The sequence below is a fragment of the Janthinobacterium longum genome, assembly GCF_051380735.1.
Classification (GTDB): Bacteria; Pseudomonadota; Gammaproteobacteria; order Burkholderiales; family Burkholderiaceae_D; genus Janthinobacterium.
In genome coordinates this window covers 1,023,824-1,049,840 of sequence record NZ_JBNYXQ010000001.1, presented here as the reverse complement: position 1 = coordinate 1,049,840, position 26,017 = coordinate 1,023,824, and the positions used below count along the sequence as shown (strand labels likewise).

Genomic DNA, 26,017 nt, shown 5'->3' with positions numbered 1-26,017 from the left:
TCTTGCATCTTTTATTGTTACTTGATTGGACCCGATACGATGCGTTACGACACACGCCTTTCCAGAGTCTTGCATGCACTGCTGCATCTCGATCTGATGGAGACTCCCGCTACTTCGGAAGTCATTGCGCAAATGTTGCAGACCAACGCCGCCGTGGTCCGCCGGACCATGGCAGGCCTGCGCGAGGCAGGGATCGTCACGTCGACCAAGGGGCACCGGGGCGGCTGGCTGCTCGCCAGGCCACTGACAGACATCTCATTAATGGATATCTATCTGGCCCTTGGCTCGCCTGAGCTGTTTGCGATTGGCAAGGATGAAGAGAAAACGTCCTGCCTGCTGGCGCGCGCCGCCGATGCCGCAACGATGGCTGCGCTGGCATCGGCCCGGCTGGAGTTCGAACGCGCGCTCAGGGCAGTATCGGTCGCAGACCTCACTGCCAGCGGCGAACGAATATCTGTCGCCGCCAGGCAAGTCGACTGAACCGATAAAGACTGGCGGGGAATGGCCGCGTAGGGCCAACGCTCAGAACCTGGCGCGCAGGGTCATCACCACGTTGCGCGGGTCGCCGTAGTAGTAGGCGAGGCCGGTTGCGCCGTATTTCTTGTAGTACACCTTGTCGTCGAGGTTGTTGACATTGACCTGCAGCGCGTAGCCGTTCCTGAACTCATAGCCGGCCATGGCGTTGAAGATCGCATATCCGCCCTGGGCGGCGGTCAGGGTGCCGGCACGCATGTACGAGTCGTCCTGGACCGCCACGCCGCCACCAAAGGTGAGGCCTTGCAGCGCGCCGCTGGCGCGGTAGTTGCTGAACACACGCAGTTGCTGGCGCGGGTCCATGCTGCGCAGCGGCTGGCCCAGATTGGCCTTGGCCGGGTCGACCAGGTATTTGGTGCGGGTGTTGGTGTAGCCGCCGGAGACCTGCCAGCCCGGCATGATTTCGCCGGTCACTTCCAGCTCCCACCCTTCGCTTTGCGTCTTGCCATCGGCAATGCGGCAGTAGCCGGTCGGGTTGGACAGGCCGCAGGGGTTGGCAGAGCTGGTATCGTCGACCGCGCGGCCCTCGTTGTTGATGCGGAAGATGCCGGCCGAGGCGGTCAGCTTGCCGCCGAAAAATTCGCCTTTCAGGCCCGCTTCGTAATCTTCGCCGGTGATCGGTTTGAGCAGCTGGTTGTTGACGTCCTTGACGTTTTGCGGCGTGAAGATTTCCGTGTAGCTCAGGTAGGCGTTGACCTGCCTCGTGATGTCGTAGGTGAGGCCGGCAAATGGCGTGATCTCGTGCTTGATTTCATAGTTGGTGGCGGGCGAGGCGGGCGCCTTGTAATCCCACCAGCTGGCGCGCGCGCCGATGATCACGGCCAGCGGATCGGTGATCGACAAACGCGCCGTGCCGAACAGGCCCTGCTGGCGCGTATAGGTCGGGGTCAAGGTATTGGTCGCCGTCACGTCGCGGTCGATATAGCTGGTGTACGGGTTCCAGGTGCGGATATCGACATTGGTCAAGGGGTTCAGATTGAACAGGCCGGCCGTGCCGCGCGTCTTGGTGCGAAGGCTTTCGCCGCCGAACACCAGTTGGTGCTTGCGCCCGAACAGTGTGAACGGGCCGCTGGCCGTCAATCCCGTGGCTTCCTGGTCGCCGGCGTCACCGGTGTACAGCGAAGTGGTCACGCCGAACAGGTAGGGGTTGGTGGTCGACGAGCGCGTGAAATAGCTTTGCTTGAAGCCGTTGTCGTCCATGCGCATGCGCGTGTATTCGCTGCTCAGCTTGACGGTCCATTCGTTCTCGAAGCGGTGTTCCAGCTCCACGAACGCTTGCTGGTTGTAGCGGTTCCAGCGGTTCCAGTCGGCACCCAGGTAGGTGTTGCGCGGCAAGTTCAGCGAGGAACCGTCGAAGTTGCCCGGCAGGCCGCCCCAGGCGCCGGTGGCGTCCAGGTCGGTGTGCTGCAAGCTGGTGGTCAAGGTGGTGTTTTTGCTCAGGTCGATCGCCAGCACGCCGTACAGCACCTTGCGGTTTTCGTCCTTGGCATCCTGGAAGAATTTTTTTTTATCCTTTACGGCAACCATGCGCCCGCGGATGCTGCCGTCTTCATTGAGCGGGCCGGAGACGTCCGCTTCCAGGCGGCGGCGGTCCCAGGAACCCAGCGACAGGCCCAGGTTGGCCTGGAAGGTCTTGGTCGGTCGCTTGCGCACCATATTGACGGTGGCCGACGGGCTGCCCGAGCCGCGCAGCATGCCGGAGGCGCCGCGCAGCACTTCCACGTGATCGAGCACGGCGGTGTCGGGCTGGATAAAGATCGAGCCGCCTTGCGTGATCGTCAGCCCATCGACCTGCATCGCGTCGATCGAATAGCCGCGCGAGAAATACTGTACCCGTTCGCTGTCGACATAATCGACCGTCACGCCGGGCGTGTTCTGCAGCACTTCGTTCATGTCGAAGAAGGCGCGGTCATCGAGCAACTGACGTGTGATGACGGTGACCGGCTGCGGAATCTCGCGGTTCGATTCGAAACCCTTGAACAGGGTCGACTTGCCGGAGGCGAGCGAGCGCGAATTCTCGGTGGTGCTGCCCTTGTCGGCGGTGCCGGTAATGGTAATGGCGGGCATGGTAGCGTCGGGCTGCGTGGCCAGGGCATCGCCGGTATCCGTTTCGGCGTGGGCCGGCAGCATAGTCAGGGCAGCGCTTGCGCACAGCAGAGTGGCCCTGGCGGCGCGCCTTAACGGATGCAAGGCGAAGGCGGGGTGGGCTGGGGCGCAGTGGCGGGACATCAAAACTCCTGGAAAATAAAAATCTGTAAATAAGAATGCAAATGAGAAGCAATCGCAATTATAGTTTTTGGCGGAACAATGCGTCCATGTGGCACGTGGTGTTTCGTAGCAATGTGTGGTGTTTTTGCACTGTTGCATGAAAAGCCATGTTTCATGCACGTGCCCTTCATGCCGCGATTCTGGCGTCATGTCACGCTATTTCAGGCGTTCGGCATGCCGGCCAACCTGGCAAGCCTGCTTTGATCTATGATTTATTGGCAATAAAAAATATTCAGTTTTTCCCCTAACCAGCCACGAGGTGACCATGATTCGCCGTCTTCTGCCGATTGTTCCAGTCCTGTTGTTTGCCAGCCTGCTGCCTGCGCAGGCCCAGGTTCCTGCCGACGCCACACCATTGATCGAGCGCGCCAAAATTTTCGGCAATCCCAGCAAGTCCGGTGGCAGGATCAGCCCGGACGGCAAGTGGCTGTCGTGGATCGCGCCGCGCGATGGCGTGCTCAATGTGTGGGTGGCGCCGGCCAGCGATTCGTCGCACGCGCGCGTGCTGACGGATGAAAAGCTGCGGCCCGTGCGCAGCAGCTTCTGGTCGCCTGATTCGACAGTACTGCTGTATATCCAGGACAAGGGCGGCGACGAAAACTTTTTGCTGTACGGCGTAGACGTGGCCAGCGGCAAGCAGATCAGTTACACGCCGTTTGAAAAAACCCGCGTGCGGGTGATACAGATCAGCAGCAAGGTCAAGGATCGCATACTGGTCGGCATCAATAACCGTGACGCACGCTGGCACGATGTGTACAGCCTGGAGCTGGCCAGCGGCAAGCTGACGCTGGTGCAGCAGAACGACGGCTATGCGGGCTACCTGGCCGACGACACGCTCACCTTGCGCATGGCCAGCAAGGCGCGCAGCGATGGTGGCTCGCCCTATTACCGCATGGTGGACGGCAAGGTCGACACCACGCCGCTGACCGAAGTGGGGCTGGACGACTCGCAGACCACCGCGCCGCTCGGTTTCACGGCCGATGGCAAGACGCTGTACTGGACCGATTCGCGCGGCCGCAATACCTCGGCATTGCTGGCGCAGGATGTGGCCAGCGGCAAGAGCATGGTGCTGGCACAGGATCCGCGCGCCGATATTGCCGATGCGCTGTACGACCCGCGCACCGGCCGCGCGCAGGCGTATGGACTCGAATACCTGCGCCAGGAATATGTGCCGCTGTCGAATGACATCCGGGACGACCTGGCGTTTCTGAAGAAAAACGTCAAGGGCCAGTTCAGTGTCAGTTCGCGCACTGATGCCGATGACAAGTGGCTGCTGTCGGTCGACCCCGTCACCGCGCCAGCATCAGCCTGGCTATACGAGCGCAAGACCAAACGCCTGAAGCAGCTGTATGTGACGCGGCCCGAGCTGGAAGGCGCGCCGCTGGTGCCTATGCACGCGCAGGAAATCAGGGCGCGCGATGGCCTGACGCTGGTGTCGTATCTGTCGCTGCCGAAATCGGTTGATGCAAGCGGCAGCGGGCGCGCCAGCACGCCGGTGCCGATGGTGCTGCTGGTGCATGGCGGCCCGTGGGCGCGCGACAGCTACGGCTATCGCGGCTACCACCAGTGGCTGGCCAATCGCGGCTACGCCGTGCTGTCGGTCAATTTCCGCGGCTCGACCGGCTTCGGCAAGCAGTTTATCTCGGCCGGCGACCTGCAATGGGGCCGCAAGATGCACGACGATTTGCTCGACGCGGTGCAGTGGGCCGTGAAGAGCGGCGTGGCGGGCGCCGACAAGGTGGCCATCATGGGCGGCTCGTATGGCGGCTACGCGACCCTGGCCGGCATGGCGTTTACGCCAGATACCTTTGCCTGCGGCGTTGATATCGTCGGTCCGTCCAACCTGTTCACCTTGCTGCAGACCATACCGCCGTACTGGGAAGCGGGCAAGCAGCAGTTCTACAAGCGCATGGGCGACCCGAACACGGAAGAGGGCAAGGCCCTGCTGCGCGAGCGTTCGCCGCTCAATTTTGCCGGCGACATCCGGCGCCCGCTGCTGATCGGGCAGGGCGCCAACGACCCGCGTGTCAATGTGCGCGAGTCGGAGCAGATCGTCGAAGCCATGTCGGCCAAGAAGATCCCGGTCACTTACGTTGTGTTTCCCGACGAAGGCCATGGTTTCGCGCGGCCCGTCAACAATATTGCTTTTAACGCGGTGACGGAAAACTTCCTCGGCCGCTGCCTGGACGGCCGCGCCGAGCCGATCGGCGACACGCTCAAGGCCTCGACCGCGCAAGTGCCGCATGGCGCCGAATTTGCGCCTGGATTGGCACAGGCGCTGCGCTAAGCGCTCATACCTTGGGATGAGCCACGCATACCGAAGGACGAGTGTTTTTTTTCGTCATTGGGATAAGCTCGGCGGTATGCCTGGACCCCAGGCCAGGCCATCCCAAGGAGAACGATCATGTCAATGCTGGACCCCACCACTTCCCGGCCTCGCGCCATCATTATCGGCGGCTCGCTCGGCGGCCTGTTCGCCGCAGTGTCGCTGCGCGCCATCGGCTGGGAGGTGCAGGTATTCGAGCGCTCGGCCGGCGTGCCCGACAGCCGTGGTGGCGGCATCGTGCTGCAGCCTGAGGTCGAAGCGGTATTTGATTTTGCCCACGTGCCGCATGCCGTGCCGCTGGGCGTGATGTCGCACGAGCGCATCTACCTGAATCTGCAGGACGAGATTGTCAGTCGGGCCATGATGCCGCAGATGCAGACTTCCTGGAACACCCTGCATGGCAGCATGCGGCGGGCCCTGCCGGACGGCGTGCTGCAGGCCGGAGAACGCCTGCAGGGCTTCGAGCAGGACGGCGCACGCGTCACGGCCCGGTTTGCCAGCGGCCGTGTCGAACAGGCCGACCTGCTGATCGGCGCCGACGGTTCGCGCTCGACAGTGCGCCAGCAACTGCTGCCCGGCATTGCCCCCGAATATGCCGGCTATGTTGCCTGGCGCGGGCTGGCAGCCGAGCATGGCTTGCCGCAGGTACTGCAGGGCAAGCTGTCCGACAGCTTCGCTTTCCAGCAAGGCGACGACCATATGCTGCTCGAATACCTGGTGCCTGGCGAAAATGAATCCACGCAGCCGGGCCAGCGCCGGCGCAACTGGGTCTGGTACCGCAAAATAACGGCCGGTGCGCAGCTGGTGCAGGCCCTGACTGACCGCGATGGCGTGGCCCATGCTTTTTCGCTGCCGCCAGGCGCCATGCGGCCGGAAGCGGTTGCTGCCTTGCGCCGCGACGCAGCCCTTTTGCTGGCCCCCAGCTTTGCGCGCCTGGTCGAAGCGACGCCCGAGCCGTTCGTGCAGGCCATACTCGACATGCAGGTGCCGCAGATGGTATTTGGCCGCGTGCTCCTGGTGGGCGACGCCGCCTCCGTGCCGCGCCCGCATACGGCCGGCGGCGCCGCCAAGGCCGCTGCCAATGCCTTGAGCCTGGCGCGCAGCCTGCGCTCGGCCGACACCAGTGCCGGAATCGACGCGGCACTGGCCCGCTGGCAGAAGCAGGCGCTGCGCCACGGCATGCAAATGAGCGAGTGGGGCATCGCGCTGGGCGAACGCATCATGGATATGGGCGCATCGGCCAGCGGCGGCCCACGTACCGGCATGTATTAATCCATCGCCTGGTGGTCCACGAACGTGGCTGCCTGCGCTTGCTCGTATCGGTGAATTGATTTTGCACAATTGGCTCCTGCTTGAGTCGATCAAAAATGACAGTTACATTTTTGATGGTCATGTACTCTACAGGAGTCAGGTATGTACGGCTACTCCTGTTACCTCGGGCTTGCTTCGCGCAAGGGTAAAAGCGGCTTCGGTGCAGTGTGCTAGTACACTGCACCAAGCTGCTGGCCCGGCGTCTGCCCCACTGAGGTCACCAGTTCCTTGACCACCCCTGCCGCCCCCATCGCACCCACCACCTGCAGCAAGGTATCGCCAAAGCCGCCCCTGGCCCTGGCGTCACGGCGCGCGCTGGTGGTCACGCGCGGGGCGGCGCTCCAGGCGATGCGCGCGCCCGTGGCCTGCAGGGCGGCGACCAGCGCCACGTCTTCGCTGCAGGCGAGCGGCGCAAAGCCGCCGGCGCGACGGTAGGCCCGGGCGCACACACCCAGGTTGGCGCCGTGGATATGGCGGTGGCCATCGCTGTCGTTATAGGTACGGGCAAAATGCTCGCGCAGGGCGGCAGCGTCGCCATCGTGTACCGACCAGTCGTCGACGGCGATGGTGCCGCAGACGGCGTCGGCACCCTGCCTCAGCTGGCTGCACAGCCAGTCCGGTGCGACGCAGGTGTCGGCGTCGGTGAACGCCAGCCAGCGCGCACCGCGTTCGAGCAGCAGCCGGGCGCCTGCGGCGCGCGCGGCGCCCACGTTGCGCGCATCGATGGCGATGCAGTCCAGGCGCCAGCGCGCGTCGGCCTGCATGGCGTGAGTGAGCACAATGCGCTGCGAGCGGTCGCTGCAGGTGTCAAGCACGATGACGATGCTGACCGCTTCGCCAGCCAGTGCGTCGCAGGTAGCGGCATTGCGCAAGGCCCGCAGGCACGCCTCGAGGCAGGCTTCTTCATTATGTACAGGAACCACGATGCCGATCATGCGAAACCTTCTTTCTGCGCTACCGAGCGCTCATCGTTGGACCACACACCAAGCAGGAAATCGCTTTCTTCGTGACGCACCAGGCAGTGCAGGCCGGGCGCGTGCTGAAAGGCATCATGCACGCGCACGGTCGACAAGATGCGCTGCGTGAACGGTGCGCGCCAGTGGCACAGAGCAATGCTGCCGCCCGGCGCCAGGCCGGCCACGCTGTGCTCGACCACTTGCGCCAGTTCTTCGGCCGACAGGTAATAGGCGATTTCGCTGATGACGACCAGGTCGAATTTTTCCGCCCCTTTGCTGGTGCGCGGCCAGTCCTGCGGCAGGCTGTGGCGCTCGAAGCTGACATTGCCTTCCTGCCGTGCGTCGGCCAGCTTTTGCCGCGCCAGCAGCAACGCTTCGGCGGAAAAATCGGCCGCCAGCAGGCGATCACAGCGGCGCGCCAGTTCCAGCGTCAGCTCGCCGTTGCCGCAGCCAGGTTCATAGGCGTTGCGATAGCGTTGTTGCGGCAGGCAGGCCAGCAGCAGCGCGCGCTTGCGCGCTTCATACCAGCGCTGGCTCACGCGCCACGGGTCGGCATCGTCCTGGTACAGCTGTTCAAAATAGGCGCCGCGCGCGTCGCCGGTGGTCGATGTCAGGTTCATCGGAAGTAGACCTCGCATGGGTGCAGCAGGCGTTGCAGGGCATATGGGGCTAGGATGGCCGGCTGGCCGGTGGAAGCGTCGGCCTCGACCTGGCTGGCAAAGCAGCGCACGGCGTCGCGCTTGCGCCGCAGCAGCTCGTCGGGCAACAGCAGGCGGTACGCGCGCTGCCAGGGCACGCGCGCGTCGTTTGGTGCGGCCCAGTGCCAGGTCCAGACCGGCATTTCCACCAGCAGCGCGCCGCAGGACGGCGCGGCCGCGGCGCAGGCGCGCCCGCAGGCCTCATGGTCGGGATGCCCATCGAAGCGCCAGGTGGTCAGCACGGTGTCGCCCGGGCGCAGGATTTCGCGCAGCATGGCGCCCAGGTGGGCTTCGCGCGCGGTGACGCCGCCATCGGGCAGGTGCAGGCGCAGCCATGCCGGCGAGATACCCAGCGCGGCGGCGGCCTGCCTTGATTCATCGGGTCGCACGCGGCTCAAGCGTTCTGCTGGCCACAGGCTGGAACCGGGATGGCTGGCGCCGCCGTCGGTGACGGCCACCAGCAGTACCTCGCTGCCTTGTTGCGCCAGAAACTGCAGCAGGCCGCCACAGGCCAGGATTTCATCGTCGGGGTGGGGCGCGACGATTACGGCGCGCGCGCTGCCCGGCACCAGTTCGCGCGCCGTGATGGACGGCAGGGCGGCCAGGCCGGGCCAAGCCTGCCAGTCGGCGTCCGGCGTACCCTCGCCTTCGATCTGGCGCTCTTGTTTGGGGATCATCAGCATGCGCATGTCACAGCCCCCATGGATGTTCGGCTACGCCTGCGACGATGCCGCCCAGGGTAGCCTGGTCGCGTTCGGCATGGCTCTGGCGCAGGAAGACCGGCAGGTCGGCGGCCAGGCGGGCAAAGCGCGCATCGCGACACAGCGGGCCGGCGCCCAGCGCACGCGTGGTCAATTGCAACACCAGGGTGGCACAGTCTTCGACGGCCAGGCGCAGGCGCAGCGCCAGTTCCATGCAGTCGCGCTGCGGCTGGGCGTCAATGGCGGCCGCGCCTTCGCGCAGCAGGGCACCGGCGGCGCGCAGCGCGCAGTCGATCTGGCCCAGCTGCGCCAGGCGCACCGGGTCGGGCGTGGCATGACCGGCGCGCGTGTGCAGGTAACTGGCCACGGCGCAGGCGGCGCCATACCAGCCGGCCGCGATGCCGGCGCCGCCATGCCAGAAGCCGGGGCGCGCCAGGTAGGCGCCCGGCGCACCGACAGGGGTGGCATGGGCAGCGGCAAACAGCACGTCAACGCTGCCGCTGCCAGCCATGCCGACCGCCTGCCAGCCTTCGTGCGTGACCGTGACGCCGGGCTGCGCCAGCGCCACCGACGCCAGGCCGGCCTCGCCGGCCTCGTTCCAGCAACTGACCAGCGCGTGGCTCAAGCCGGCAGCGCCCGAGCACCAGGCCTTGCGGCCATCGAGCTGCCAGTGGCCGTCGGCCGACTGGCTTAGCTTGAGGCGCGCGCCCGGCATTTCCGCGCACCAGACACCCCAGTTGCTGCCAGCAGGAACCTGCGTGCCGTCGATCTCGGCCAGGATGGCCAGCGCGTCGGTGTGGCCTTCGTAGAGTTTCAGCAGCGACAGGTCGATTGCGGCCACTGCGGCCAACGCCTGCCAGCGCCGCAAGGTGCTGCCGTGGCCGGGCAGGGGAATATCGTCCAGCCCGGCATCGATCAGTCGGCGCAGGCCGTCGATCGGCCGCTGCGACGTATCGTCCCCCAGGAGGGTGGACAGCGCCGCGCTGCTGAAAGCGTCATTCGGTTGGGTATTGGCGGTGGTGGCAGACATTGCAAGCTCCTGTTTTTTTAACAGCGTAGCTTTGTCTTTTTGCAATGTATGTACGATCGTGCACAGTTAGCGGCAAACTGCCGTGCACGTGTCAATTTGCCGGAGATGCAGGCAACAGCAGCGCTTGGTCAGGATTTCGCATTTGCAACGGTGGCAGCAGTTCCGCGTCCATGCGCAGGACGAGGGCATGCTGGAAAGGTAGCATCTAAGTAGAATCTCGTAGTAAAACTAGCAAAAATTCGATTTTACAACTATTAGAGCCATGGTGCGCCGCAACATAGCGGCCCTGGCAATATTGCCCTATATAGCCCATCCCCAGCTCAAGCCTGAGGGCGAGCAGGATGGTGCTATCGATATTGTCGCGGACGCGCGAGGCGTGGACAAGGGGCTTGCTGGCTTTCTGGCAGTACAGGCAAGGCAGGTGCTGCAGTACTGCTTAACGACCCAGGCCACTCATCCAGCTTGGTTGCGGATGTGCGCGCGACAGTTCACGCATGCGGTATTCGAGGTCGTAGCGGTCGGTCGCTTCGGCCAGGTAGGCTTCTTCGTAAGCGCGTTCGCGGTGGTCCGGACCTTGCGACAGGAAGGCGCTGATGCCTTTGACGATGTTGGCCAGCGTGGCAACGATGTTGTTCGATGGGGTGCTGTGATACATGAATGTGGTTGACATGGCAGGCTCCAGTTAGTTGGGGTGTAGCAACTGCTGCACCGCAATATAAGTATAGCCTTCTCAAGTTATAAGTATACTTTTGATTTCAAATGTCGGCTATTCAATTATCGAATAATGGTGGCGCAAGCAGCGTAATTCGGGGCTTTCAGGCATAATGCAACCATAATGAAGTAGTATTACTACGACACTTGAATGCTTGCTGCTGTTGTTTTCAGACCTTCTGCCTGCATGACCCGCTGCGTGGTGCATGACAGATATAAGGAAACTGCAAGACAACATTATCTGAGGAACTGAAATGGAGAAGGTATGGAACACGTAAAGCAAGGCCCGGGCGTACGCGCTACGAAGGCCGGTGCGAACAATACGGGCGCCCTGGTAATTGTCACGGTGCTGTTTTTCATGTGGGGACTGCTGACATCGTTGAACGATGTGCTGATTCCCCACTTGCGCTCGATCTACACGCTGACCTATGTGCAGGCGATGCTGGTGCAATTCTGTTTCTTTGGCGCTTATGCCATTGTCTCGATGCCGGCCGGCGCGCTGATCAAGCGCATCGGCTATCAGCGCGGCGTCGTCGCCGGCTTGCTGATCGCCGCTGCCGGCTGCGCCATGTTCTACCCTGCGTCGACCGGCAGCTATGCGCTGTTCCTGCTGGCTTTCTTTATTCTGGCGGCCGGCATCACGGTGCTGCAGGTAGCGGCCAATCCTTATGTTACCGAACTGGGCGACCCGCAAACGGCGTCGAGCCGTTTGACTCTGACGCAAGCGTTCAATTCGCTCGGCACCACGGTGGCGCCGACCCTGGGCGGTATCCTGATTTTGTCGGGCACCGTGCTGACGGTACAGCAGTTCGACCTGCTGCCAGCGGCCGAGCAACTGGCTTACCGCGCCAAGGAAGCGGCCGCCGTGCAGGGTCCTTACCTGGCGCTGGCCGCCACCCTGGTGGGGCTGGCGGTGCTGTTTGCGCTGGCCAAGCTGCCGACCATTTCGCATGCGGACGATGAAGCCAAGCTGGACCGCGAAGGCCACAAGGTCTCGATCTGGTCGCACCGCCACCTGGTGCTGGGCGCGCTGGCGATTTTCCTGTACGTGGGCGGCGAAGTCAGTATCGGCAGTTTCCTGATCAACTTCCTGGGCGAGAGCCATATCGCCGGCCTGACGCCGGCCGATGCCGCGCATTTCGTCAGCTATTACTGGGGTGGTGCGATGATCGGCCGTTTCGTCGGTTTCGCCGTGATGCGCTATGTCAGCCCGGGCAAGACCCTGGCCTTCAACGCTGCTGTGGTGATCGCGCTGATCCTGGTGGCCGTGTTCGGCACCGGCCACACCGCCATGTGGGCCCTGATCGCCGTCGGCCTGTTCAATTCGATCATGTTCCCGACCATTTTCAGCATGGCGCTGAACAAGCTGGGCGCGCAAACCGGCCAGGGGTCGGGCATCCTGTGCATGGCCATCGTCGGCGGCGCCATCGTGCCGTTCATCCAGGGTTTCCTGGCCGATCATATGAGTCTGCAACTGTCGTTTATCGTGCCGGCCCTGTGCTACACCTTTATCCTGTACTTCGGCTGGAAATACGCCAGCATGTACAACGAAGATGCGGCTGTGAAATAACTCGCGGTAGCTAGAAAAAAGAAAGGTGGCCTCGGCCACCTTTTTTGCATTCAGGGTGCAAAGCGCAGCCGTATGCCTTCGGTCACCACCGCCAGCAGGTCGTCCAGATGGCTGCCGGGTTCCATGTGCGGCGTCCACGGGTCGCTATCGTCCATCACGATGCGCAGCGACACCATGCCGTGCAGCGCCTGCCAGAAGATCTGCGTCATCGTGTGCAGCGCCGCCTCGCCCTCGCCTACCTGGCCGCTGCGCGCCAGTTCGCCGAACAGGTGCAGCGCATAGGCGTAGGGGTCCTGCTCGATATTGCCGTGTTCCACTTCGACCGCGTCGATGGCAGCATGTGGCCGCTGCTCCATGAACATCAGCGCGTATTCGTCGCGGTGGCGCAGGCCGTACGCTACATACGCACGTCCCATCAGAGCAATGCGTTCCCATGCGCTGGTGCCGGCCTCGCTGGCACTGCGCATGGCCTGCAACAATGCCAGCATATCCTTGTCCATGGCCTGGCCAATCAGGGTGGCCTTGTCGCGGAACAGGGCGTACACCACGGTGGTCGAAAAGCCGGCCGCTTCCGCCACCTTGCGGATCGACACGGCGCGCGCGCCGCCTTTCTTGATGAGGTCCTTGACCACGGCGATGATATGTTCGCGGCGTGCCTGTGCTTCACGCAGTTTTCTTTCCTGGATATTGCTTGACTTCTTGTCCACACTCTTTCTTGATGGTCACAAAAAAAAAGAATTATAGGGGGCGGCAGGGGCCTGGAATGTTTCCAGACTTGTTACAAATCATTTTTTTATGCGCTTGACTTCAGCACGGGCCGTTTTTTCGTGGCTCAGCCGCGCAGTTTGCCAACAATGCCACCAAATGGTGCAAAAAATCGCCGGCCAGGCTTTGCGAACAAGGGCAAAGGGCGGAAAATGGCGGGATCGCTTACACTGCGGTTTTGCCGTTGCGGCGCGCTCCAGCAGACCGCGCCGTGGCACTGACAACGCCTTTATATCTCTACAGGATCGTTACATGACCATTAAAATCAGCCAGAACTTCGACTCCGGCGCCATCGAGGTGGTGAACGCCGCCAGTGCCGGCGCCATCGACCTGAAGTTGCGCAAGGACAGCCACGCCGACATCCACCAGTGGTTCCATTTCCGCCTGCAAGGCGCGCGTGGCCAGGCCTGCACCCTGCGCTTCCTGAACGCCGGCCAGGCGACCTATCCGGCCGGCTATGAAGGCTACCAGGCCGTGGCCAGCTACGACAGCGAAAACTGGTTCCGCGTGCCCACCAGCTTCGACGGCCAGGTCATGACGATCACGCACACGCCGGAACTCGACAGCGTGTATTACGCCTACTTCGAGCCGTATTCGTGGGAGCGCCATCTGCGCCTGCTGGGCGAAGTGGCCGAACATCCTCTGGTGCGCGTGTCCGACCTGGGCAGCACGGTCGATGGCCGCGACATGAACCTGGTGACCATCGGCGACCCGCAGGCAGAAAAGAAAATCTGGATCATCGCGCGCCAGCACCCGGGTGAATCGATGGCCGAATGGTTTGTCGAAGGGCTGATCGATTCCCTGCTGGACAACGCCAACCCGATCGCGCGCAAGTTGCTTGCGCGCGCCGTGTTCCACATCGTGCCGAACATGAATCCGGACGGCTCGATCCGCGGCAACCTGCGCACCAATGCGGCCGGCGCCAACCTGAACCGCGAATGGATGACGCCGTCACTCGAGTCCAGCCCGGAAGTGCTGTGTGTGAAAAACAAGATCCACGAAACCGGTGTCGACATGTTTTTCGACATCCATGGCGATGAAGCGCTGCCGTACAACTTTGTGGCCGGCAACGAGATGCTGGAAAACTTCACGCCGGAGCAGGCCGCGCACCAGAAGGCCTTCATCGAGCGCTACAAGCAGGCCAGTCCCGATTTCCAGGACAAATTCGGCTACGCCGCCAGCAAATACAAGTCCGACATGCTGACCCTGGCCTCGAAATACATCGGCCACCATTTCGGTTGCCTGGCGCTGACGCTGGAAATGCCGTTCAAGGAAAATGCCGACCTGCCCGACCCTCTCGTCGGCTGGAACGGCGCGCGCAGTGCGGCACTGGGCGCAGCCATGCTGCAGCCCATCCTGCTATCGCTCGATTGAGGAGGTGATCATGGGCGTCGAGATCGAACGTAAATTCCTGCTCGCCAATGACGGCTGGCGCGACCTGGCCGAGCCGGAACTGCTGCGCCAGGGCTATCTGTCGTCGACGCGCGAACGCGTGGTGCGCGTGCGCATCGAGGGAAACCACGCCATGCTGACCATCAAGGGCCCGAACGTGGGCAACAGCCGTGGCGAATGGGAGTATCCGATTCCGCTGGCCGACGCCAGCGAACTGCTCGACGGCCTGTGCGAGCAGCCTTTGATCGAGAAATACCGGCGCCGCATCATGTATGCCGGCATGGTATGGGAAGTCGACGAGTTCCTGGGGGCGAATGCGGGCTTGGTGGTTGCCGAGATCGAGCTGCACTCGGCAGACCAGCCGTTCGACAAGCCCGACTGGATCGGCGAAGAAGTGTCCGATGATGCGCGTTACTACAACGCCAACCTGATACGCCATCCGTATTCGCAGTGGTGATGTTGGTGGATTGAACGTAAAAAAGGCGGAACCGGGGTTCCGCCTTTTTTACGTCTGCATCAATTAATGGAAGTGCTCGCTGCCTTGCGGCGTATCTTCCGGCATTTCCGCGTGTGCCAGCTCGCCGACCGGGTCGGCAAACAGCGGTGCGCCGCAGTCGTCGCAATATTCGGCAACATAGCGCTCGGCATGGCGCTTGACCTGCACGATGCCGGCTTCATTGAGGTGCTCGATGATTTCCTCGACCGGCGTTTTCTGCTTGTCGAGCGCGCCGATGCCGACCTGGATCAGGCCTTCGATCGGCGTGCCGTCCTCGTCTTCCTGGCCGTACAACGGCCAGACGATGCCGTAGATCACTTCCGGCGCCTGGCGCAGGGTAAACGCGATGCGGTATTCGTCGACCTGTCCATCGATGGACTCTTCGCCGAAGCCGGCGATCACGGCGCGCAGTTCCGACGGTTCGATGGCCAGCGTGTGCGTCAGGTAGTGCACGGCGGCGCGCACCGAGACCGGGCGGATCAGTTTGTCTGCTTCGCGGCAGGCCACGTAATACGCTTCCGGCAGCAGCAGTTCCAGGCCGCAGCCGGGCAACAGCCGGGCGATCGTCGGCGTGGCCTGCACCCGCCACTGATCGAGCGCAGCGCTGCGCTCGACGATAAAGTCATTCTGCGCGGCCGGCATTTGCCAGCGGAACAGCGGGCTGCCTGCTGGCGCCACGACTGCCACCAGCAGGTAGCGCGTGTCGGCCAGGAAGGGCGCCGTTTCCGCTTCTTTGCCTGACGGCTTGAGGGTCGAGCCTTTCAGCGCCGCCTGCGCCAGCTTTTGCGTCTTGGCGTAGGTTTCAACATGGCTGCGCGGCAACTGGTCGATCGAATACAAGGTAGGCGCCATGGCCATTTTCGTATCGTCGGCCAGCAGGTGGGCGGAGAAATGCGCCGACAGCACGCCGTGCGCTTCGGCAGCGATGCTGCCGGAGGCGATCGAAAAACGCGTCCAGGCGAGGATAGGCACGGCCACCAGCAGCGCATCATAGCGCACGTCTTCATGCACGATGACCGTGCTTTCGCTGACGGCTTCGACGCTGTCCATCAGTACGTCGTAGGCGTTCAGGTCTTCCTTGAACAGGTTGCCAAGCGTATTGTCGATGGTGTCCTGATGACCGGTCTTGAGTAACTTCTGGAGCTGCGTATCCAGGCTGTGTTCCCAGGACCGCTCTTCGAGACGGCTCGCTGCCTGGACGACCGCCTGGGCAAAGGTGACCAGGCGCTGGCTGTCGGCAGTCAGTTTATGGGATGAATCTTTGGAAGGACGACGCATAGCGGAATAAGAGTCTCGGAAAGTGAAAAAAATGGATCAGGCAAAGTCAACTTCGCAATGACGAACCCTTATAACCGTATTGTAGAGGATATGGCCACACGGATGCACAAGCAGAATGCAGATCATGGCGCTTGCGGCAATTTCAAGCCTGAACCGGGAAAATAGCGCAAAAAAAACGCCGGTCGGAACCGGCGTTTTTGCTCACGACGCTACAGCTGATCGCTTACTCGGCCAGCAGCTGGCGCAGCACGAATGGCAGGATGCCGCCATGCTTGTAGTAATCGACTTCGATCGGGGTGTCGATACGCAGCAGCACCGCCACTTCCTTCGATGTGCCGTCGGCGCGGTGGATCACCAGCGTTGCCAGTTGCTGTGGCTTGATCTCGCCTTCCAGGCCTTTCAGGTCGAACGTTTCATTGCCGGTGATGCCCAGCGTCTGCACGCTGTCGTCGCCGATGAATTGCAGCGGCAACACGCCCATGCCGACCAGGTTCGAGCGGTGGATGCGTTCGAACGAGCGGGTGATCACGGCTTTCACGCCCAGCAGCTGGGTGCCCTTGGCCGCCCAGTCGCGCGACGAGCCGGTACCGTACTCTTCGCCGCCGAACACCATGGTCGGCGTGCCTTCGGCCACATACTTCATGGCCGCGTCGTAGATCGACATCTGTTCGCCGGACGGCTGGTGGATCGTGATGCCGCCTTCGACCGCCGAGCCGTCTGCCTTGGCAGGTATCATGCGGTTCTTGATGCGCACGTTGGCAAAAGTGCCGCGCATCATGATTTCATGGTTGCCGCGACGCGAGCCGTAGGAGTTGAAGTCCGCCTTCAACACGCCGTTTTCCTTCAGCCATTTGCCGGCCGGGCCGTTTTCCTGGATCGAACCGGCTGGCGAGATATGGTCGGTGGTGATCGAGTCGCCGAACACGCCCAGTGCACGCGCACCTTCGATTCCGGTGGCCACGGCCGGTGGCGTCATCGAAAAATTGTCGAAGAACGGTGGTTCCGCGATATACGTCGATTTCGGCCAGTTGTAGACCTGGCCGGACACGGTCGTGACTTTCTCCCACAACTTGCCTGGCGCGCCCTTGACGTCGGCGTAGTTGTCCTTGAATACCCTGGCGTTCATGGCGAACTTCATCATGGCCGACACTTCAGCCGAGGTCGGCCAGATATCGCCGAGGTAAACGTCCTTGCCGCCCTTGCCCTTGCCAACCGGTTCGGTCATCAGGTCGCGCGTCATGTTGCCGGCGATGGCGTAGGCCACTACCAGCGGTGGCGAAGCGAGGAAGTTCGAACGGATGTTCGGGTGGATACGGGCTTCGAAGTTGCGGTTGCCCGACAACACGGCCGAAGCGACGATGTCGTGCGTGGTGATGGCCGCGTTCAGTTCCGGCGTCAGGTCGCCGGCATTGCCGATACAGGTGGTGCAGCCGTAGGCCGTTACGCCGAAGCCCAGTTTTTCCAGGTAGGGCAGCAGGCCGGCGGCGGTCAGGTATTCGGTCACGACGCGCGAGCCGGGCGCCAGCGACGTCTTGATGTGCGGCGCTACTTTCAGGCCCGCTTCGACGGCTTTTTTCGCCAGCAGGCCGGCGGCCAGCATCACGCTCGGGTTCGAGGTGTTGGTGCACGAGGTGATCGCGGCGATCAGCACGTCGCCGTTCGACACTTTCACGCCGTTGGTGGTTTCGTATACGGCAGCGAGGTCGGCAGGGTTCTTGTTAAAGCCGTTTTCGGTGGTCGGCTTGGCGAACAGCTCGGCGAAGTTGGCTTTCACGTTGCCGATTTCGATACGGTCTTGCGGGCGTTTCGGGCCGGCCAGCGATGGGGCCACCGATGCCAGGTCCAGTTCCACCACGCGTGTGTAGTCGATCTCGCCCGCTTTTGGCACGCCGTACAGGTTCTGCGCCTTGAAGTAGCTCTGGAAGGCGTCGATTTCAGCCTTGCTGCGGCCGGTGCCCTTGAAGTAATCGATGGTGGCGTCGTCGACCGGGAAGAAGCCCATGGTGGCGCCGTATTCCGGCGCCATGTTGGCGATCGTGGCGCGGTCGGTCAGGGTCAGGGACTCGGTGCCTTCGCCAAAGAACTCGACGAACTTGCCGACGACTTTTTCTTTGCGCAGCAGTTCGGTAATGGTCAGCACCAGGTCGGTGGCGGTGCAGCCTTCGCGCAGCGCGCCCGACAGGTTCACGCCGATCACGTCCGGGGTCAGGAAGTACACTGGCTGGCCGAGCATGCCGGCTTCTGCCTCGATGCCGCCCACGCCCCAGCCGACCACGCCGATGCCATTGATCATGGTGGTGTGCGAATCGGTGCCGACCAGGGTGTCAGGGTAGTACACGTCGCCGGCTTTCTTGCCGGTGCTGTGCACGCCGCGCGCCAGGTATTCGAGGTTGACCTGGTGCACGATGCCGAAGCCCGGCGGCACCACGCCGAAGGTGTCGAAAGCCTGCATGCCCCATTTCATGAACTGGTAGCGCTCGTTATTGCGCGAAAATTCCAGTTTCATGTTCAGGTCCAGCGCTTTCTTCTCGCGGTAATGATCGATGGTCACCGAGTGGTCCACCACCAGGTCGACCGGCACCAGCGGCTCGATCTTCTTGGCATTGATACCCATCTTGGCGGCCACGTTGCGCATCGCGGCCAGGTCGGCCAGCAGCGGCACGCCGGTAAAGTCTTGCAGCACCACGCGCGCCACCACGAACGGGATCTCGTCGGTGCGTTCGGCGGTCGGGCCCCAGTTCGCCAGTTGCCTGACGTGTTCTTCGGTGACCTTCTTGCCGTCGCAGTTGCGCAGCACCGATTCGAGCACGATGCGGATCGACACCGGCAGGCGCGAGACATTAATGCCCAGGCTTTTCTCCAGTGCGGGCAGGGAGTAGAACTGTCCCTTTTTGCTGGCTGAAATCGTAAAGTCCTTGAGCGTATTCAAAGTGTTACTGGGCATGGCCTCTCCTTGTTGGGTGTCGTCGTATCATTGATTATTCAGGGTGCAAAACATCACCAGGTTCCCGAGGGAACTCCTTGCTGCCTGCATCAGCCGCAGCAGCAGGCTTGATGGCGCCCAGCGATACCGGCGCCTCGGTCGTCACGCCTGCATCAGCCGCAGCAGCAGGCTTGACGACGCCCAGCGATACCGGCGCCTCGGTCGTCACGCCTGCATCAGCCGCAGCAGCAGGCTTGATGGCGCCCAGCGATACCGGCGCCTCGGTCGTCACGCCTGCATTAGCCGCAGCAGCAGGCTTGACGACGCCCAGCGACACCGGCGCCTCGGTCGCCACTATCGGTTTGGCCTGCTCGGCATCCTTGCATTCATTGGCCAGCTGGCGGTTCTGCTTGGAATCGAGCAGCATGCCTTTGGCCGGGATACCGATCCAGATCAGACCGTAGAAGCGGTTTTCAAAACGGTGGGCGCCGGTAGTGGTGCCAACACGGCTCAGCCTATGCAGTCGCTTTTGCCAGCGCAAGGCGATATGCGAGTCATCGGTGGCATTGCTGTAGATGGTAATCTTGTTGCCAAGTTCGCAATTGAATTGGGTGGTGGACGAACCGGCGGTATCGGGCTCGTCGGTTTCCTCGTTCGGTTCGGCCGGCATGGCGACCGGTTTCTCGGCCTTTTCCGGCGCTTTTGCCTTGCCTTTGGCAGTCTTCGCGGCTTTGGCGGTTTTGGCTTTGGCGGTTTTGGCTTTGGCCGGTGTCTTGGTATCGGTGGCAGCGTAGCTGGCCGGCGCCAGGGCCAGCGTCATGGCGCCCAGCGCGACGCTGCAGGCCAGGGCTAATTTGGAGAGGGACATCGTGGTATTCCTGTCAGTTTTCGGTAGTGCTGGTCGTGGGCGGATTCAGTAATGCAGCAGCCGCCTCGGGCAGGCCCAGGCCCGCCAGCTTGGCGCGTTGCAAAACGGTCCAATAATATCGGTAGCTGGCGCGGTCATGCAAGCGGCCATTCTGCGCGATCGGTCCCCAATTGGCGCGCAGCGCCTCGTTGAGGATATTGCTCGCTTCATTCACCTCGGACAGGCGGGGCGTGAAGGCCTTGATAATGGGCTTGATCTGGTCGGGGTGGATGCTCCACATGCGCGTGTAGCCGAATTCGGCTGTCGCGCGCTGGGCGTCATTTGCCACCACTGCCGAATCGCGCACGTCGGTGGTTACATTGTGCGACGGCACCTTGCCGTGGGCGTGGCAGGCGGCTGCCACTTCCAGCTTGGCGCGCACCACCAGCGGATGCGTGAACTGGCCGGGCGTGCGCATGGCAGCAGCGGGCACGGCGCCGTAGTGGGACGAGACAAAATCCATGATGCCGAACGACAGGCATTCGACCTGGGGCAGAGCGGCGATCGCATACGCGTCGCGCAGCGCGCCGTGAGTCTCGATCAGGATGTGCACCGGCAGGTTGTCGCGGCCGGCGCGGCGCGCGTGCAGGTTGATCAGGTCGATCGCCAGCATGGCGTCCTGCACGCCGTTGACCTTGGGCACGGCGATATACGCGATGCGCTGGGCAGCGGCGCAGACGATTTCCACGTCGCGCGCGAAAAACGGACTGTCGACGTCGTGCACGCGCACGCCGATGCGGTTGAACTGGTTGCCATCGCTGGCCAGCAGTTCGGCCACCATCTGCGCGTGGGCTTCCTCATTGCCGGCGCTGGCGCCGTCTTCGCAATCGAAGGTGATGTCGAACAAAGGACCAAGCTCTTGTTGCAAAGCAATCGATTTACGCATCAGCTTTTCGGAGCCGGCGTAGTGGTCGCAAGCGGCGAGCAACAGCGGCTGGCGTTTGCCTTGGAATAAAACCTCGGAGGGGTGCATGCGTTAAGGCATCTCTGCTGATGAAAACTGCTTGATAAAACGGCCGCGCCGCGACATGCGCGGTGCGGCCTTGTGGCGTGCGACGCAGTGTACACCGCGCCGCCTGAACTGCACTTTACTTAAGCGAGCAGGTGTTTCACGCCTTCGCGCTCTTCGGTCAGCTCTTTCAGGGTCAGGTTGATGCGCTCTTGCGAGAATGCATCGATTTCCAGGCCTTGAACGATGGTGTATTCGCCGTTTTCCGTGGTCACAGGGAAACCGAACACGGTGCCTTCAGGAATGCCATACGAACCGTCGGACGGTACGCCCATGGTGGTCCATTTGCCATTGGTGCCCAGTATCCAGTCATGGATGTGGTCGATGGCGGCGTTCGCTGCCGACGCTGCCGACGACAGGCCGCGTGCTTCGATAATCGCTGCACCGCGCTTGCCGACGGTCGGCAGGAAGGTGTTGGCGTTCCATTCCTGGTCGTTGATCAGGTCTTTCACGGCCTTGCCGCCGACGGTGGCAAAACGGTAGTCAGCATACATGGTTGGCGAGTGATTGCCCCACACGGTCAGCTTCTCGATGTCTTTCACGGCGGTGCCGGTCTTGGCAGCGACTTGCGACAGCGCGCGGTTGTGGTCCAGGCGCAGCATGGCGGTGAAGTTTTTCGCTGGCAGCGATGGCGCCGATTTCATGGCGATGTAGGCATTGGTGTTGGCCGGGTTGCCGACCACCAGTACTTTCACATTGCGCGAAGCGACGGCGTCGAGCGCCTTGCCTTGCACCGTGAAGATCTGCGCATTGGCTTCCAGCAGGTCCTTGCGTTCCATGCCTGGGCCGCGTGGACGGGCGCCAACCAGTACGGCCACATCGACATCCTTGAAGGCGGTCATCGGGTCGGAGTGGGCGGTCATTTCCGTCAGCAGCGGGAAGGCGCAATCGTCGATTTCCATCATCACGCCCTTGAGCGCCTTCTGGGCTTTTTCGTCCGCGATTTCAAGCAATTGCAAGATAACAGGCTGGTCCTTGCCGAGCATGTCGCCATTGGCGATGCGGAACAACAGGGCGTAGCCGATCTGGCCGGCGGCGCCGGTTACTGCAACACGCATAGGGGTTTTTGCCATGATGAATCTCCAAAAATGGGAAGGAAAACGGGCTGGAAGCTGGGCTTACGCTTGTTCGGAAAACTGTAATGATACCAAAACCGGCTGGTGCCACCGAATTGCCAGTGGTGTGCGCCATTGCGCCCGCGCTGCTACAGGCCAGAGTGGCTGACCAGCAACGCGCCGGGATGAAATCATCAGTTTATCGGGGCAGTGTAGGCCTCCGATTTGCTTCTGTCAATCCTATCTTATGTCTTATATAAGACAGATAACTGCAGGGGTTTTACTGGACGCGGAGAGTGATTTGTGTTGAAATGTCGCACTATGAATTCCGCCTCGTCCAATCTGACCAACCATGCCACTGCTGCAAGCGAGGCAATCGGTCCGACTGCGGACGCACCGGCCACGCCCAATCCTCCTGCCACTGCCGCTTTGACGGCTGCCGCGCCGACCCCCACCCCCGCTGCTGTGGCTTCGCCCACCTTCAGCCCCCTGTACCAGCAGATCAAGGCTTTGATCACCCAAAGCCTGCAGTCGGGCGAGTGGAAGCCGGGCGAGCTGATCCCCAGCGAAGTCGAACTGGCCGGCCGTTTCAAGGTCAGCCAGGGCACCGTGCGCAAGGCAATCGATGAGCTGGCAGCCGAAAACCTTGTCATGCGCCGCCAGGGCAAGGGCACGTTTGTGTCGACCCACCACGAGGCGCGCGCACATTTCCGCTTCCTGCGCCTGGTGCCGGACGAAGGTGTGCCGCATTATCCCGAAAGCAAGTTCATCGAAGTCAAGCGCGTGCGTGCGCCGGCCGACGTGGCGCGCCTGATGGAACTGAAATCGGGCGACGCAGTCATCTTTATCAAGCGAGTGCAGTATTTCGACGGTGTGGCGACTATCGTCGAGGAACTGTGGCTGCCGGGGCAGATCTTCAAGGGCCTGACGTTTGAACGCCTGGTGGAATACAAGGGACCGATGTATGGCCTGTTTGAAACCGAATTCGGCACGCGCATGATACGCGCGTCCGAGCAGATCCGCGCCGTGTGCGCCGACGAAGACGCTGCCCAGCTGCTGGGCGTCGCGCCGGGCACGCCGATGCTCAGTTCCGAGCGCGTGTCATTCACGTATGGCGACAAGCCGGTAGAATTGCGCCGCGGCCTGTACCTGACCAGCCGCCACCATTATCAGAATGAACTCAGCTGAAGCTGCGGGGCGCCAGCCGGCGCCCGAACAAGCAGACAAGCTGACGTGCATCGTTGGAAAAGCGCTTGCGAAAGCAGGTGCCGGAGACAGCAGAAATCGCAGGCAAAGCGCGGCCCGCCAGGCGTATGCCATCGGCGGGTCGTTTTTTGCCAGCGTTTCTGTAATTAAATTACGTGAACTACGGAAAGTAGCGCGGTATCGTGTAGTAAAAAACCATTTTGGTTATGTGTAACAATACATATTGGTAGGGCCTGCGAAAATCGGCGAAAATCGCGGCTTCCAATATTTAGTTCAGTTCAAAGGGGAGGTTTTTGTTATGTCTGAAGCCGTAAAAGAAGTACCAAAAAAAGAACGGCCGCAATTCCGTAACATCCATGTTACCGAGTTGTCGAACTACCGCATGGCGGTCGGCGCCATCGTCTCGATCCTGCATCGTATCAGCGGCTTCATCATGTTCGCCCTGCTGCCGTGCATCCTGTACATGCTGGAACTGAGCCTGCGTTCCGAAATGTCCTACTCTTACTTCCAGGGCATCGCATCGCACTGGTTCGTCAAGCTGATCACGCTGGGCCTGGTATGGGCTTTCCTGCACCACTTCTGCGCTGGTATCCGCCACCTGTTCATGGATGTGCACGTCGCTATCGAAAAACAACCGGCACGCAAGACCGCCTCGTCGGTGCTGGTCATCAGCCTGATACTGACCGCATTGGTCGCTTTGAAACTGTTTGGAGTATTTTAAACATGGCAGACAATAACATCGGACCGAAACGCCTCGTCGTCGGTGCTCACTACGGCTTGCGCGATTGGCTGGCGCAACGCGTCACCGCCATCGTCATGGTGGCCTATGTCGCCATCCTGCTGATCTCTTTCCTGACCGCACAAAACTTCAGCTATGAAGGCTGGGCTGGTCTGTTCGCTCAGCAATGGTTCAAATTATTCAGCCTGGTGACGTTCCTGGCGCTGTTTTACCACGCATGGGTCGGCGTACGCGACATCTGGATGGACTACGTGAAAAGCGCTGGCCTCCGTCTGACCCTGCAAATTGCCACCATGCTGTGGCTGATCGCTTGTGCCGGCTGGACGGTACAGATACTCTGGAGTGTGTAATCGTGGCAGCATATAAATCTGCAATTCCTACCCGCCGCTTTGATGCGGTAATCGTTGGCGCCGGCGGTTCCGGCATGCGCGCGTCGTTGCAGCTGGCTGAAGCCGGCCTGAACGTCGCGGTCCTGTCGAAAGTTTTCCCGACCCGCTCGCACACCGTGGCAGCGCAGGGCGGCATCGGCGCCTCGCTCGGCAATATGGCCGAAGACAACTGGTTCTGGCACATGTTCGACACCGTCAAGGGTGGCGACTATCTGGGCGACCAGGATGCCATCGAATTCATGTGCCGTGAAGCACCAAAAGTCGTGTACGAACTGGAACACTTCGGCATGCCGTTCGACCGCAACCCGGACGGCACGATTTACCAGCGTCCGTTCGGCGGCCACACGGCCCACTTCGGCGAAAAGCCGGTGCAGCGCGCCTGCGCGGCAGCCGACCGTACCGGCCACGCCCTGCTGCACACGCTGTACCAGCGCAATGTGCGCGCACGTACCCACTTCTTCGTCGAATGGATGGCGCTGGACCTGATCCGTGACGCCGAAGGCGACGTGATCGGTGTCGTTGCGCTGGAAATGGAAACCGGCGAATGCATGATCCTGGAAGCGAAAACCACGGTGCTGGCCACCGGCGGTGCGGGCCGTATCTTTGCCGCCTCGACCAATGCCTTCATTAACACCGGCGACGGCATGGGCATGGCGGCACGTGCCGGCCTGCCACTGCAGGACATGGAATTCTGGCAGTTCCACCCGACCGGCGTGGCCGGCGCAGGCGTGCTGATCACCGAAGGCGTGCGCGGCGAAGGCGGCATCCTGATCAACTCGGAAGGCGAGCGCTTCATGGAGCGTTATGCGCCTACCCTGAAAGACCTGGCGCCACGTGACTTCGTGTCGCGTTCGATGGACCAGGAAATCAAGGAAGGTCGCGGCTGCGGTCCGAACAAGGATCACGTGATGCTGGACCTGCGCCATATCGGCGCCGATACCATCGCCAAGCGCCTGCCGTCGATCCTGGAAATCGGCCACAAGTTCGCCAACGTCGACGCCACCAAGGAACCGATTCCTGTGGTACCGACGATTCACTACCAGATGGGCGGCATTCCGACCAATATCCACGGCCAGGTGGTCACCCCGACCGGCCCGGAGAAGTCGGCCAAAGTGGTCAACGGCCTGTATGCAATCGGCGAATGCGCCTGCGTTTCGGTGCACGGCGCCAACCGCCTGGGCACCAACTCGCTGCTCGACCTGGTGGTGTTCGGCCGCGCGGCCGGCAACCATATCGTCAACAGCGGCTTGAAAGGCAAGGAAAACAAGCCATTGCCAGCCGATGCAGCCGAGCTGGCAATGAGCCGCCTGGCGCGCCTGGAAAACTCGACCGGCACGGAAACCGTGCAGGGCGTGGCGAACGACATTCGCGCCACCATGCAAAAATACTGCGGCGTGTTCCGTACCGACGAGATGCTGAACAAGGGCGTCGAAGAAATCCTGAAGCTCGACGAGCGTCGCAAGCACGTTTCCTTCAAGGACAAATCGAAGGTGTTCAACACCGCCCGAGTGGAAGCGCTGGAACTGGACAACCTGATCGAAACGGCAAAAGCGACCATGATCTCGGCAGCGGCGCGCAAGGAATCGCGCGGCGCCCACGCCCAGGACGATCACCCGACCCGCGACGACGACAACTGGATGAAGCACACTCTGTGGTATTCGGAAGGCAACCGACTGGACTACAAGCCGGTCGTGACCAAGCCGCTGACGGTAGATACCTTCAAACCGAAACCACGTACTTTCTAAGGCTATAC

The 26,017-nt window shown here is 61.9% G+C and carries 22 protein-coding genes and 1 pseudogene; 11 read left to right on the top strand and 12 right to left on the bottom strand.

What is annotated here, in order from left to right; all coding sequences use genetic code 11:
* Window positions 1-39: 39 nt before the first annotated feature.
* The gene (locus tag ACQ4WM_RS04820; RefSeq protein ID WP_436545545.1) at window positions 40-480 is read left to right on the top strand and encodes an RrF2 family transcriptional regulator; all 441 of its coding nucleotides are present in this window, start codon (window positions 40-42) and stop codon (window positions 478-480) included.
* 42 nt (window positions 481-522) lie between these two features.
* Here ACQ4WM_RS04820 and ACQ4WM_RS04815 read toward each other — a convergent pair whose 3' ends face one another.
* The gene (locus ACQ4WM_RS04815) at window positions 523-2,763 is read right to left on the bottom strand and encodes a TonB-dependent siderophore receptor (protein ID WP_436545544.1); all 2,241 of its coding nucleotides are present in this window, start codon (window positions 2,761-2,763) and stop codon (window positions 523-525) included.
* 304 nt (window positions 2,764-3,067) lie between these two features.
* Here ACQ4WM_RS04815 and ACQ4WM_RS04810 point away from each other — a divergent pair, with 304 nt between their 5' ends.
* Together ACQ4WM_RS04810 and ACQ4WM_RS04805 are read left to right on the top strand one after the other, a co-directional pair.
* Window positions 3,068-5,089 (top strand): S9 family peptidase, encoded by a 2,022-nt coding sequence (locus ACQ4WM_RS04810; RefSeq protein WP_436545543.1) that lies wholly within the window; start codon window positions 3,068-3,070, stop codon window positions 5,087-5,089.
* 123 nt (window positions 5,090-5,212) lie between these two features.
* On the top strand, window positions 5,213-6,400 hold the full coding sequence (locus ACQ4WM_RS04805; RefSeq protein WP_436546199.1) for an FAD binding domain-containing protein: 1,188 nt from the start codon (window positions 5,213-5,215) through the stop codon (window positions 6,398-6,400).
* A gap of 209 nt (window positions 6,401-6,609) precedes the next feature.
* On the opposite strand, the gene ACQ4WM_RS04800 is transcribed toward ACQ4WM_RS04805, so the two are convergent.
* From ACQ4WM_RS04800 to ACQ4WM_RS04780, 5 genes are all read right to left on the bottom strand, one after another.
* The gene (locus ACQ4WM_RS04800; protein WP_436545542.1) at window positions 6,610-7,374 is read right to left on the bottom strand and encodes a glycosyltransferase family 2 protein; all 765 of its coding nucleotides are present in this window, start codon (window positions 7,372-7,374) and stop codon (window positions 6,610-6,612) included.
* Window positions 7,371-8,033, bottom strand: a complete 663-nt coding sequence (locus tag ACQ4WM_RS04795) for a class I SAM-dependent DNA methyltransferase (protein ID WP_436545541.1) — start codon at window positions 8,031-8,033, stop codon at window positions 7,371-7,373. Before ACQ4WM_RS04795 ends, ACQ4WM_RS04800 begins: the two co-directional genes overlap by 4 nt.
* Entirely contained in the window at window positions 8,012-8,770 is a 759-nt protein-coding gene (locus ACQ4WM_RS04790; protein WP_436545540.1) for a PIG-L deacetylase family protein, read from the bottom strand. The genes ACQ4WM_RS04795 and ACQ4WM_RS04790 overlap by 22 nt, the downstream gene beginning before the upstream one ends.
* Window positions 8,771-8,783: 13 nt before the next feature.
* The gene (locus tag ACQ4WM_RS04785) at window positions 8,784-9,824 is read right to left on the bottom strand and encodes an acyl-CoA dehydrogenase family protein (protein WP_436545539.1); all 1,041 of its coding nucleotides are present in this window, start codon (window positions 9,822-9,824) and stop codon (window positions 8,784-8,786) included.
* Window positions 9,825-10,260: 436 nt separating this feature from the next.
* Window positions 10,261-10,494, bottom strand: coding sequence for a DUF3563 family protein (locus tag ACQ4WM_RS04780; RefSeq protein ID WP_436545538.1), 234 nt, complete (start codon window positions 10,492-10,494; stop codon window positions 10,261-10,263).
* A gap of 306 nt (window positions 10,495-10,800) precedes the next feature.
* Here ACQ4WM_RS04780 and fucP point away from each other — a divergent pair, with 306 nt between their 5' ends.
* Window positions 10,801-12,105, top strand: coding sequence for an L-fucose:H+ symporter permease (gene fucP / locus ACQ4WM_RS04775; RefSeq protein WP_436545537.1), 1,305 nt, complete (start codon window positions 10,801-10,803; stop codon window positions 12,103-12,105).
* 50 nt (window positions 12,106-12,155) lie between these two features.
* Here fucP and ACQ4WM_RS04770 read toward each other — a convergent pair whose 3' ends face one another.
* On the bottom strand, window positions 12,156-12,812 hold the full coding sequence (locus ACQ4WM_RS04770; protein ID WP_436545536.1) for a TetR/AcrR family transcriptional regulator: 657 nt from the start codon (window positions 12,810-12,812) through the stop codon (window positions 12,156-12,158).
* Between the two features lie 310 nt (window positions 12,813-13,122).
* Between ACQ4WM_RS04770 and ACQ4WM_RS04765 the strand changes: the two genes are divergently transcribed.
* Both ACQ4WM_RS04765 and ACQ4WM_RS04760 read left to right on the top strand, forming a co-directional pair.
* Window positions 13,123-14,244 carry a M14 family metallopeptidase gene (locus tag ACQ4WM_RS04765; protein WP_436545535.1) on the top strand — a complete coding sequence of 374 codons (1,122 nt, stop codon included), beginning with the start codon at window positions 13,123-13,125 and terminating at the stop codon, window positions 14,242-14,244.
* A gap of 10 nt (window positions 14,245-14,254) precedes the next feature.
* Window positions 14,255-14,719 (top strand): CYTH domain-containing protein, encoded by a 465-nt coding sequence (locus ACQ4WM_RS04760; protein WP_436545534.1) that lies wholly within the window; start codon window positions 14,255-14,257, stop codon window positions 14,717-14,719.
* A gap of 63 nt (window positions 14,720-14,782) precedes the next feature.
* Here the strand turns inward: ACQ4WM_RS04760 and ACQ4WM_RS04755 are convergent, their stop codons facing one another.
* The 5 genes and pseudogenes from ACQ4WM_RS04755 to ACQ4WM_RS04735 all read right to left on the bottom strand — a co-directional run bounded on the left by ACQ4WM_RS04755 (window position 14,783) and on the right by ACQ4WM_RS04735 (window position 21,948).
* On the bottom strand, window positions 14,783-16,036 hold the full coding sequence (locus tag ACQ4WM_RS04755) for a DUF2863 family protein (RefSeq protein ID WP_436545533.1): 1,254 nt from the start codon (window positions 16,034-16,036) through the stop codon (window positions 14,783-14,785).
* A gap of 223 nt (window positions 16,037-16,259) precedes the next feature.
* The gene (gene acnA / locus ACQ4WM_RS04750) at window positions 16,260-18,980 is read right to left on the bottom strand and encodes an aconitate hydratase AcnA (RefSeq protein ID WP_436545532.1); all 2,721 of its coding nucleotides are present in this window, start codon (window positions 18,978-18,980) and stop codon (window positions 16,260-16,262) included.
* 319 nt (window positions 18,981-19,299) lie between these two features.
* A pseudogene (locus ACQ4WM_RS04745) lies at window positions 19,300-19,827 on the bottom strand (hypothetical protein); the annotation flags it as partial.
* 13 nt (window positions 19,828-19,840) lie between these two features.
* Complete coding sequence (locus ACQ4WM_RS04740) at window positions 19,841-20,839, bottom strand: HpcH/HpaI aldolase/citrate lyase family protein (protein WP_436545531.1); 999 nt, start codon at window positions 20,837-20,839, stop codon at window positions 19,841-19,843.
* 119 nt (window positions 20,840-20,958) lie between these two features.
* On the bottom strand, window positions 20,959-21,948 hold the full coding sequence (locus ACQ4WM_RS04735; RefSeq protein WP_436545530.1) for a malate dehydrogenase: 990 nt from the start codon (window positions 21,946-21,948) through the stop codon (window positions 20,959-20,961).
* 303 nt (window positions 21,949-22,251) lie between these two features.
* Between ACQ4WM_RS04735 and ACQ4WM_RS04730 the strand changes: the two genes are divergently transcribed.
* The 5 genes from ACQ4WM_RS04730 (at window position 22,252) to sdhA (ending at window position 26,009) form a co-directional block, all read left to right on the top strand.
* A complete protein-coding gene (locus tag ACQ4WM_RS04730) occupies window positions 22,252-23,118 on the top strand; it encodes a GntR family transcriptional regulator (protein ID WP_436545529.1) in 867 nt (288 codons plus the stop codon).
* Window positions 23,105-23,350, top strand: a complete 246-nt coding sequence (locus ACQ4WM_RS04725; RefSeq protein WP_436545528.1) for a hypothetical protein — start codon at window positions 23,105-23,107, stop codon at window positions 23,348-23,350. The genes ACQ4WM_RS04730 and ACQ4WM_RS04725 overlap by 14 nt, the downstream gene beginning before the upstream one ends.
* Before the next feature lie 84 nt (window positions 23,351-23,434).
* A complete protein-coding gene (sdhC, locus tag ACQ4WM_RS04720; RefSeq protein ID WP_436545527.1) occupies window positions 23,435-23,857 on the top strand; it encodes a succinate dehydrogenase, cytochrome b556 subunit in 423 nt (140 codons plus the stop codon).
* A gap of 2 nt (window positions 23,858-23,859) precedes the next feature.
* A complete protein-coding gene (gene sdhD / locus ACQ4WM_RS04715; RefSeq protein WP_436545526.1) occupies window positions 23,860-24,225 on the top strand; it encodes a succinate dehydrogenase, hydrophobic membrane anchor protein in 366 nt (121 codons plus the stop codon).
* 2 nt (window positions 24,226-24,227) lie between these two features.
* The gene (sdhA, locus tag ACQ4WM_RS04710) at window positions 24,228-26,009 is read left to right on the top strand and encodes a succinate dehydrogenase flavoprotein subunit (RefSeq protein ID WP_436545525.1); all 1,782 of its coding nucleotides are present in this window, start codon (window positions 24,228-24,230) and stop codon (window positions 26,007-26,009) included.
* Window positions 26,010-26,017 lie beyond the last annotated feature (8 nt).

Excerpts from the sequence above, each read along its gene's own strand:
- ACQ4WM_RS04740 (WP_436545531.1), bottom strand. The coding sequence starts at position 20,839 with ATGCACCCCTCCGAGGTTTTATTCCAAGGCAAACGCCAGCCGCTGTTG.
- ACQ4WM_RS04805 (WP_436546199.1), top strand. The coding sequence starts at position 5,213 with ATGCTGGACCCCACCACTTCCCGGCCTCGCGCCATCATTATCGGCGGC.
- ACQ4WM_RS04795 (WP_436545541.1), bottom strand. The coding sequence starts at position 8,033 with ATGCGAGGTCTACTTCCGATGAACCTGACATCGACCACCGGCGACGCG.
- ACQ4WM_RS04820 (WP_436545545.1), top strand. The coding sequence starts at position 40 with ATGCGTTACGACACACGCCTTTCCAGAGTCTTGCATGCACTGCTGCAT.
- ACQ4WM_RS04790 (WP_436545540.1), bottom strand. The coding sequence starts at position 8,770 with ATGATCCCCAAACAAGAGCGCCAGATCGAAGGCGAGGGTACGCCGGAC.
- ACQ4WM_RS04815 (WP_436545544.1), bottom strand. The coding sequence starts at position 2,763 with ATGTCCCGCCACTGCGCCCCAGCCCACCCCGCCTTCGCCTTGCATCCG.
- sdhD (WP_436545526.1), top strand. The coding sequence starts at position 23,860 with ATGGCAGACAATAACATCGGACCGAAACGCCTCGTCGTCGGTGCTCAC.
- ACQ4WM_RS04755 (WP_436545533.1), bottom strand. The coding sequence starts at position 16,036 with ATGCGTCGTCCTTCCAAAGATTCATCCCATAAACTGACTGCCGACAGC.
- ACQ4WM_RS04810 (WP_436545543.1), top strand. The coding sequence starts at position 3,068 with ATGATTCGCCGTCTTCTGCCGATTGTTCCAGTCCTGTTGTTTGCCAGC.
- ACQ4WM_RS04730 (WP_436545529.1), top strand. The coding sequence starts at position 22,252 with ATGAATTCCGCCTCGTCCAATCTGACCAACCATGCCACTGCTGCAAGC.
- ACQ4WM_RS04735 (WP_436545530.1), bottom strand. The coding sequence starts at position 21,948 with ATGGCAAAAACCCCTATGCGTGTTGCAGTAACCGGCGCCGCCGGCCAG.
- acnA (WP_436545532.1), bottom strand. The coding sequence starts at position 18,980 with ATGCCCAGTAACACTTTGAATACGCTCAAGGACTTTACGATTTCAGCC.
- ACQ4WM_RS04800 (WP_436545542.1), bottom strand. The coding sequence starts at position 7,374 with ATGATCGGCATCGTGGTTCCTGTACATAATGAAGAAGCCTGCCTCGAG.
- ACQ4WM_RS04765 (WP_436545535.1), top strand. The coding sequence starts at position 13,123 with ATGACCATTAAAATCAGCCAGAACTTCGACTCCGGCGCCATCGAGGTG.
- sdhC (WP_436545527.1), top strand. The coding sequence starts at position 23,435 with ATGTCTGAAGCCGTAAAAGAAGTACCAAAAAAAGAACGGCCGCAATTC.
- ACQ4WM_RS04725 (WP_436545528.1), top strand. The coding sequence starts at position 23,105 with ATGAACTCAGCTGAAGCTGCGGGGCGCCAGCCGGCGCCCGAACAAGCA.
- ACQ4WM_RS04780 (WP_436545538.1), bottom strand. The coding sequence starts at position 10,494 with ATGTCAACCACATTCATGTATCACAGCACCCCATCGAACAACATCGTT.
- ACQ4WM_RS04785 (WP_436545539.1), bottom strand. The coding sequence starts at position 9,824 with ATGTCTGCCACCACCGCCAATACCCAACCGAATGACGCTTTCAGCAGC.
- fucP (WP_436545537.1), top strand. The coding sequence starts at position 10,801 with ATGGAACACGTAAAGCAAGGCCCGGGCGTACGCGCTACGAAGGCCGGT.
- ACQ4WM_RS04760 (WP_436545534.1), top strand. The coding sequence starts at position 14,255 with ATGGGCGTCGAGATCGAACGTAAATTCCTGCTCGCCAATGACGGCTGG.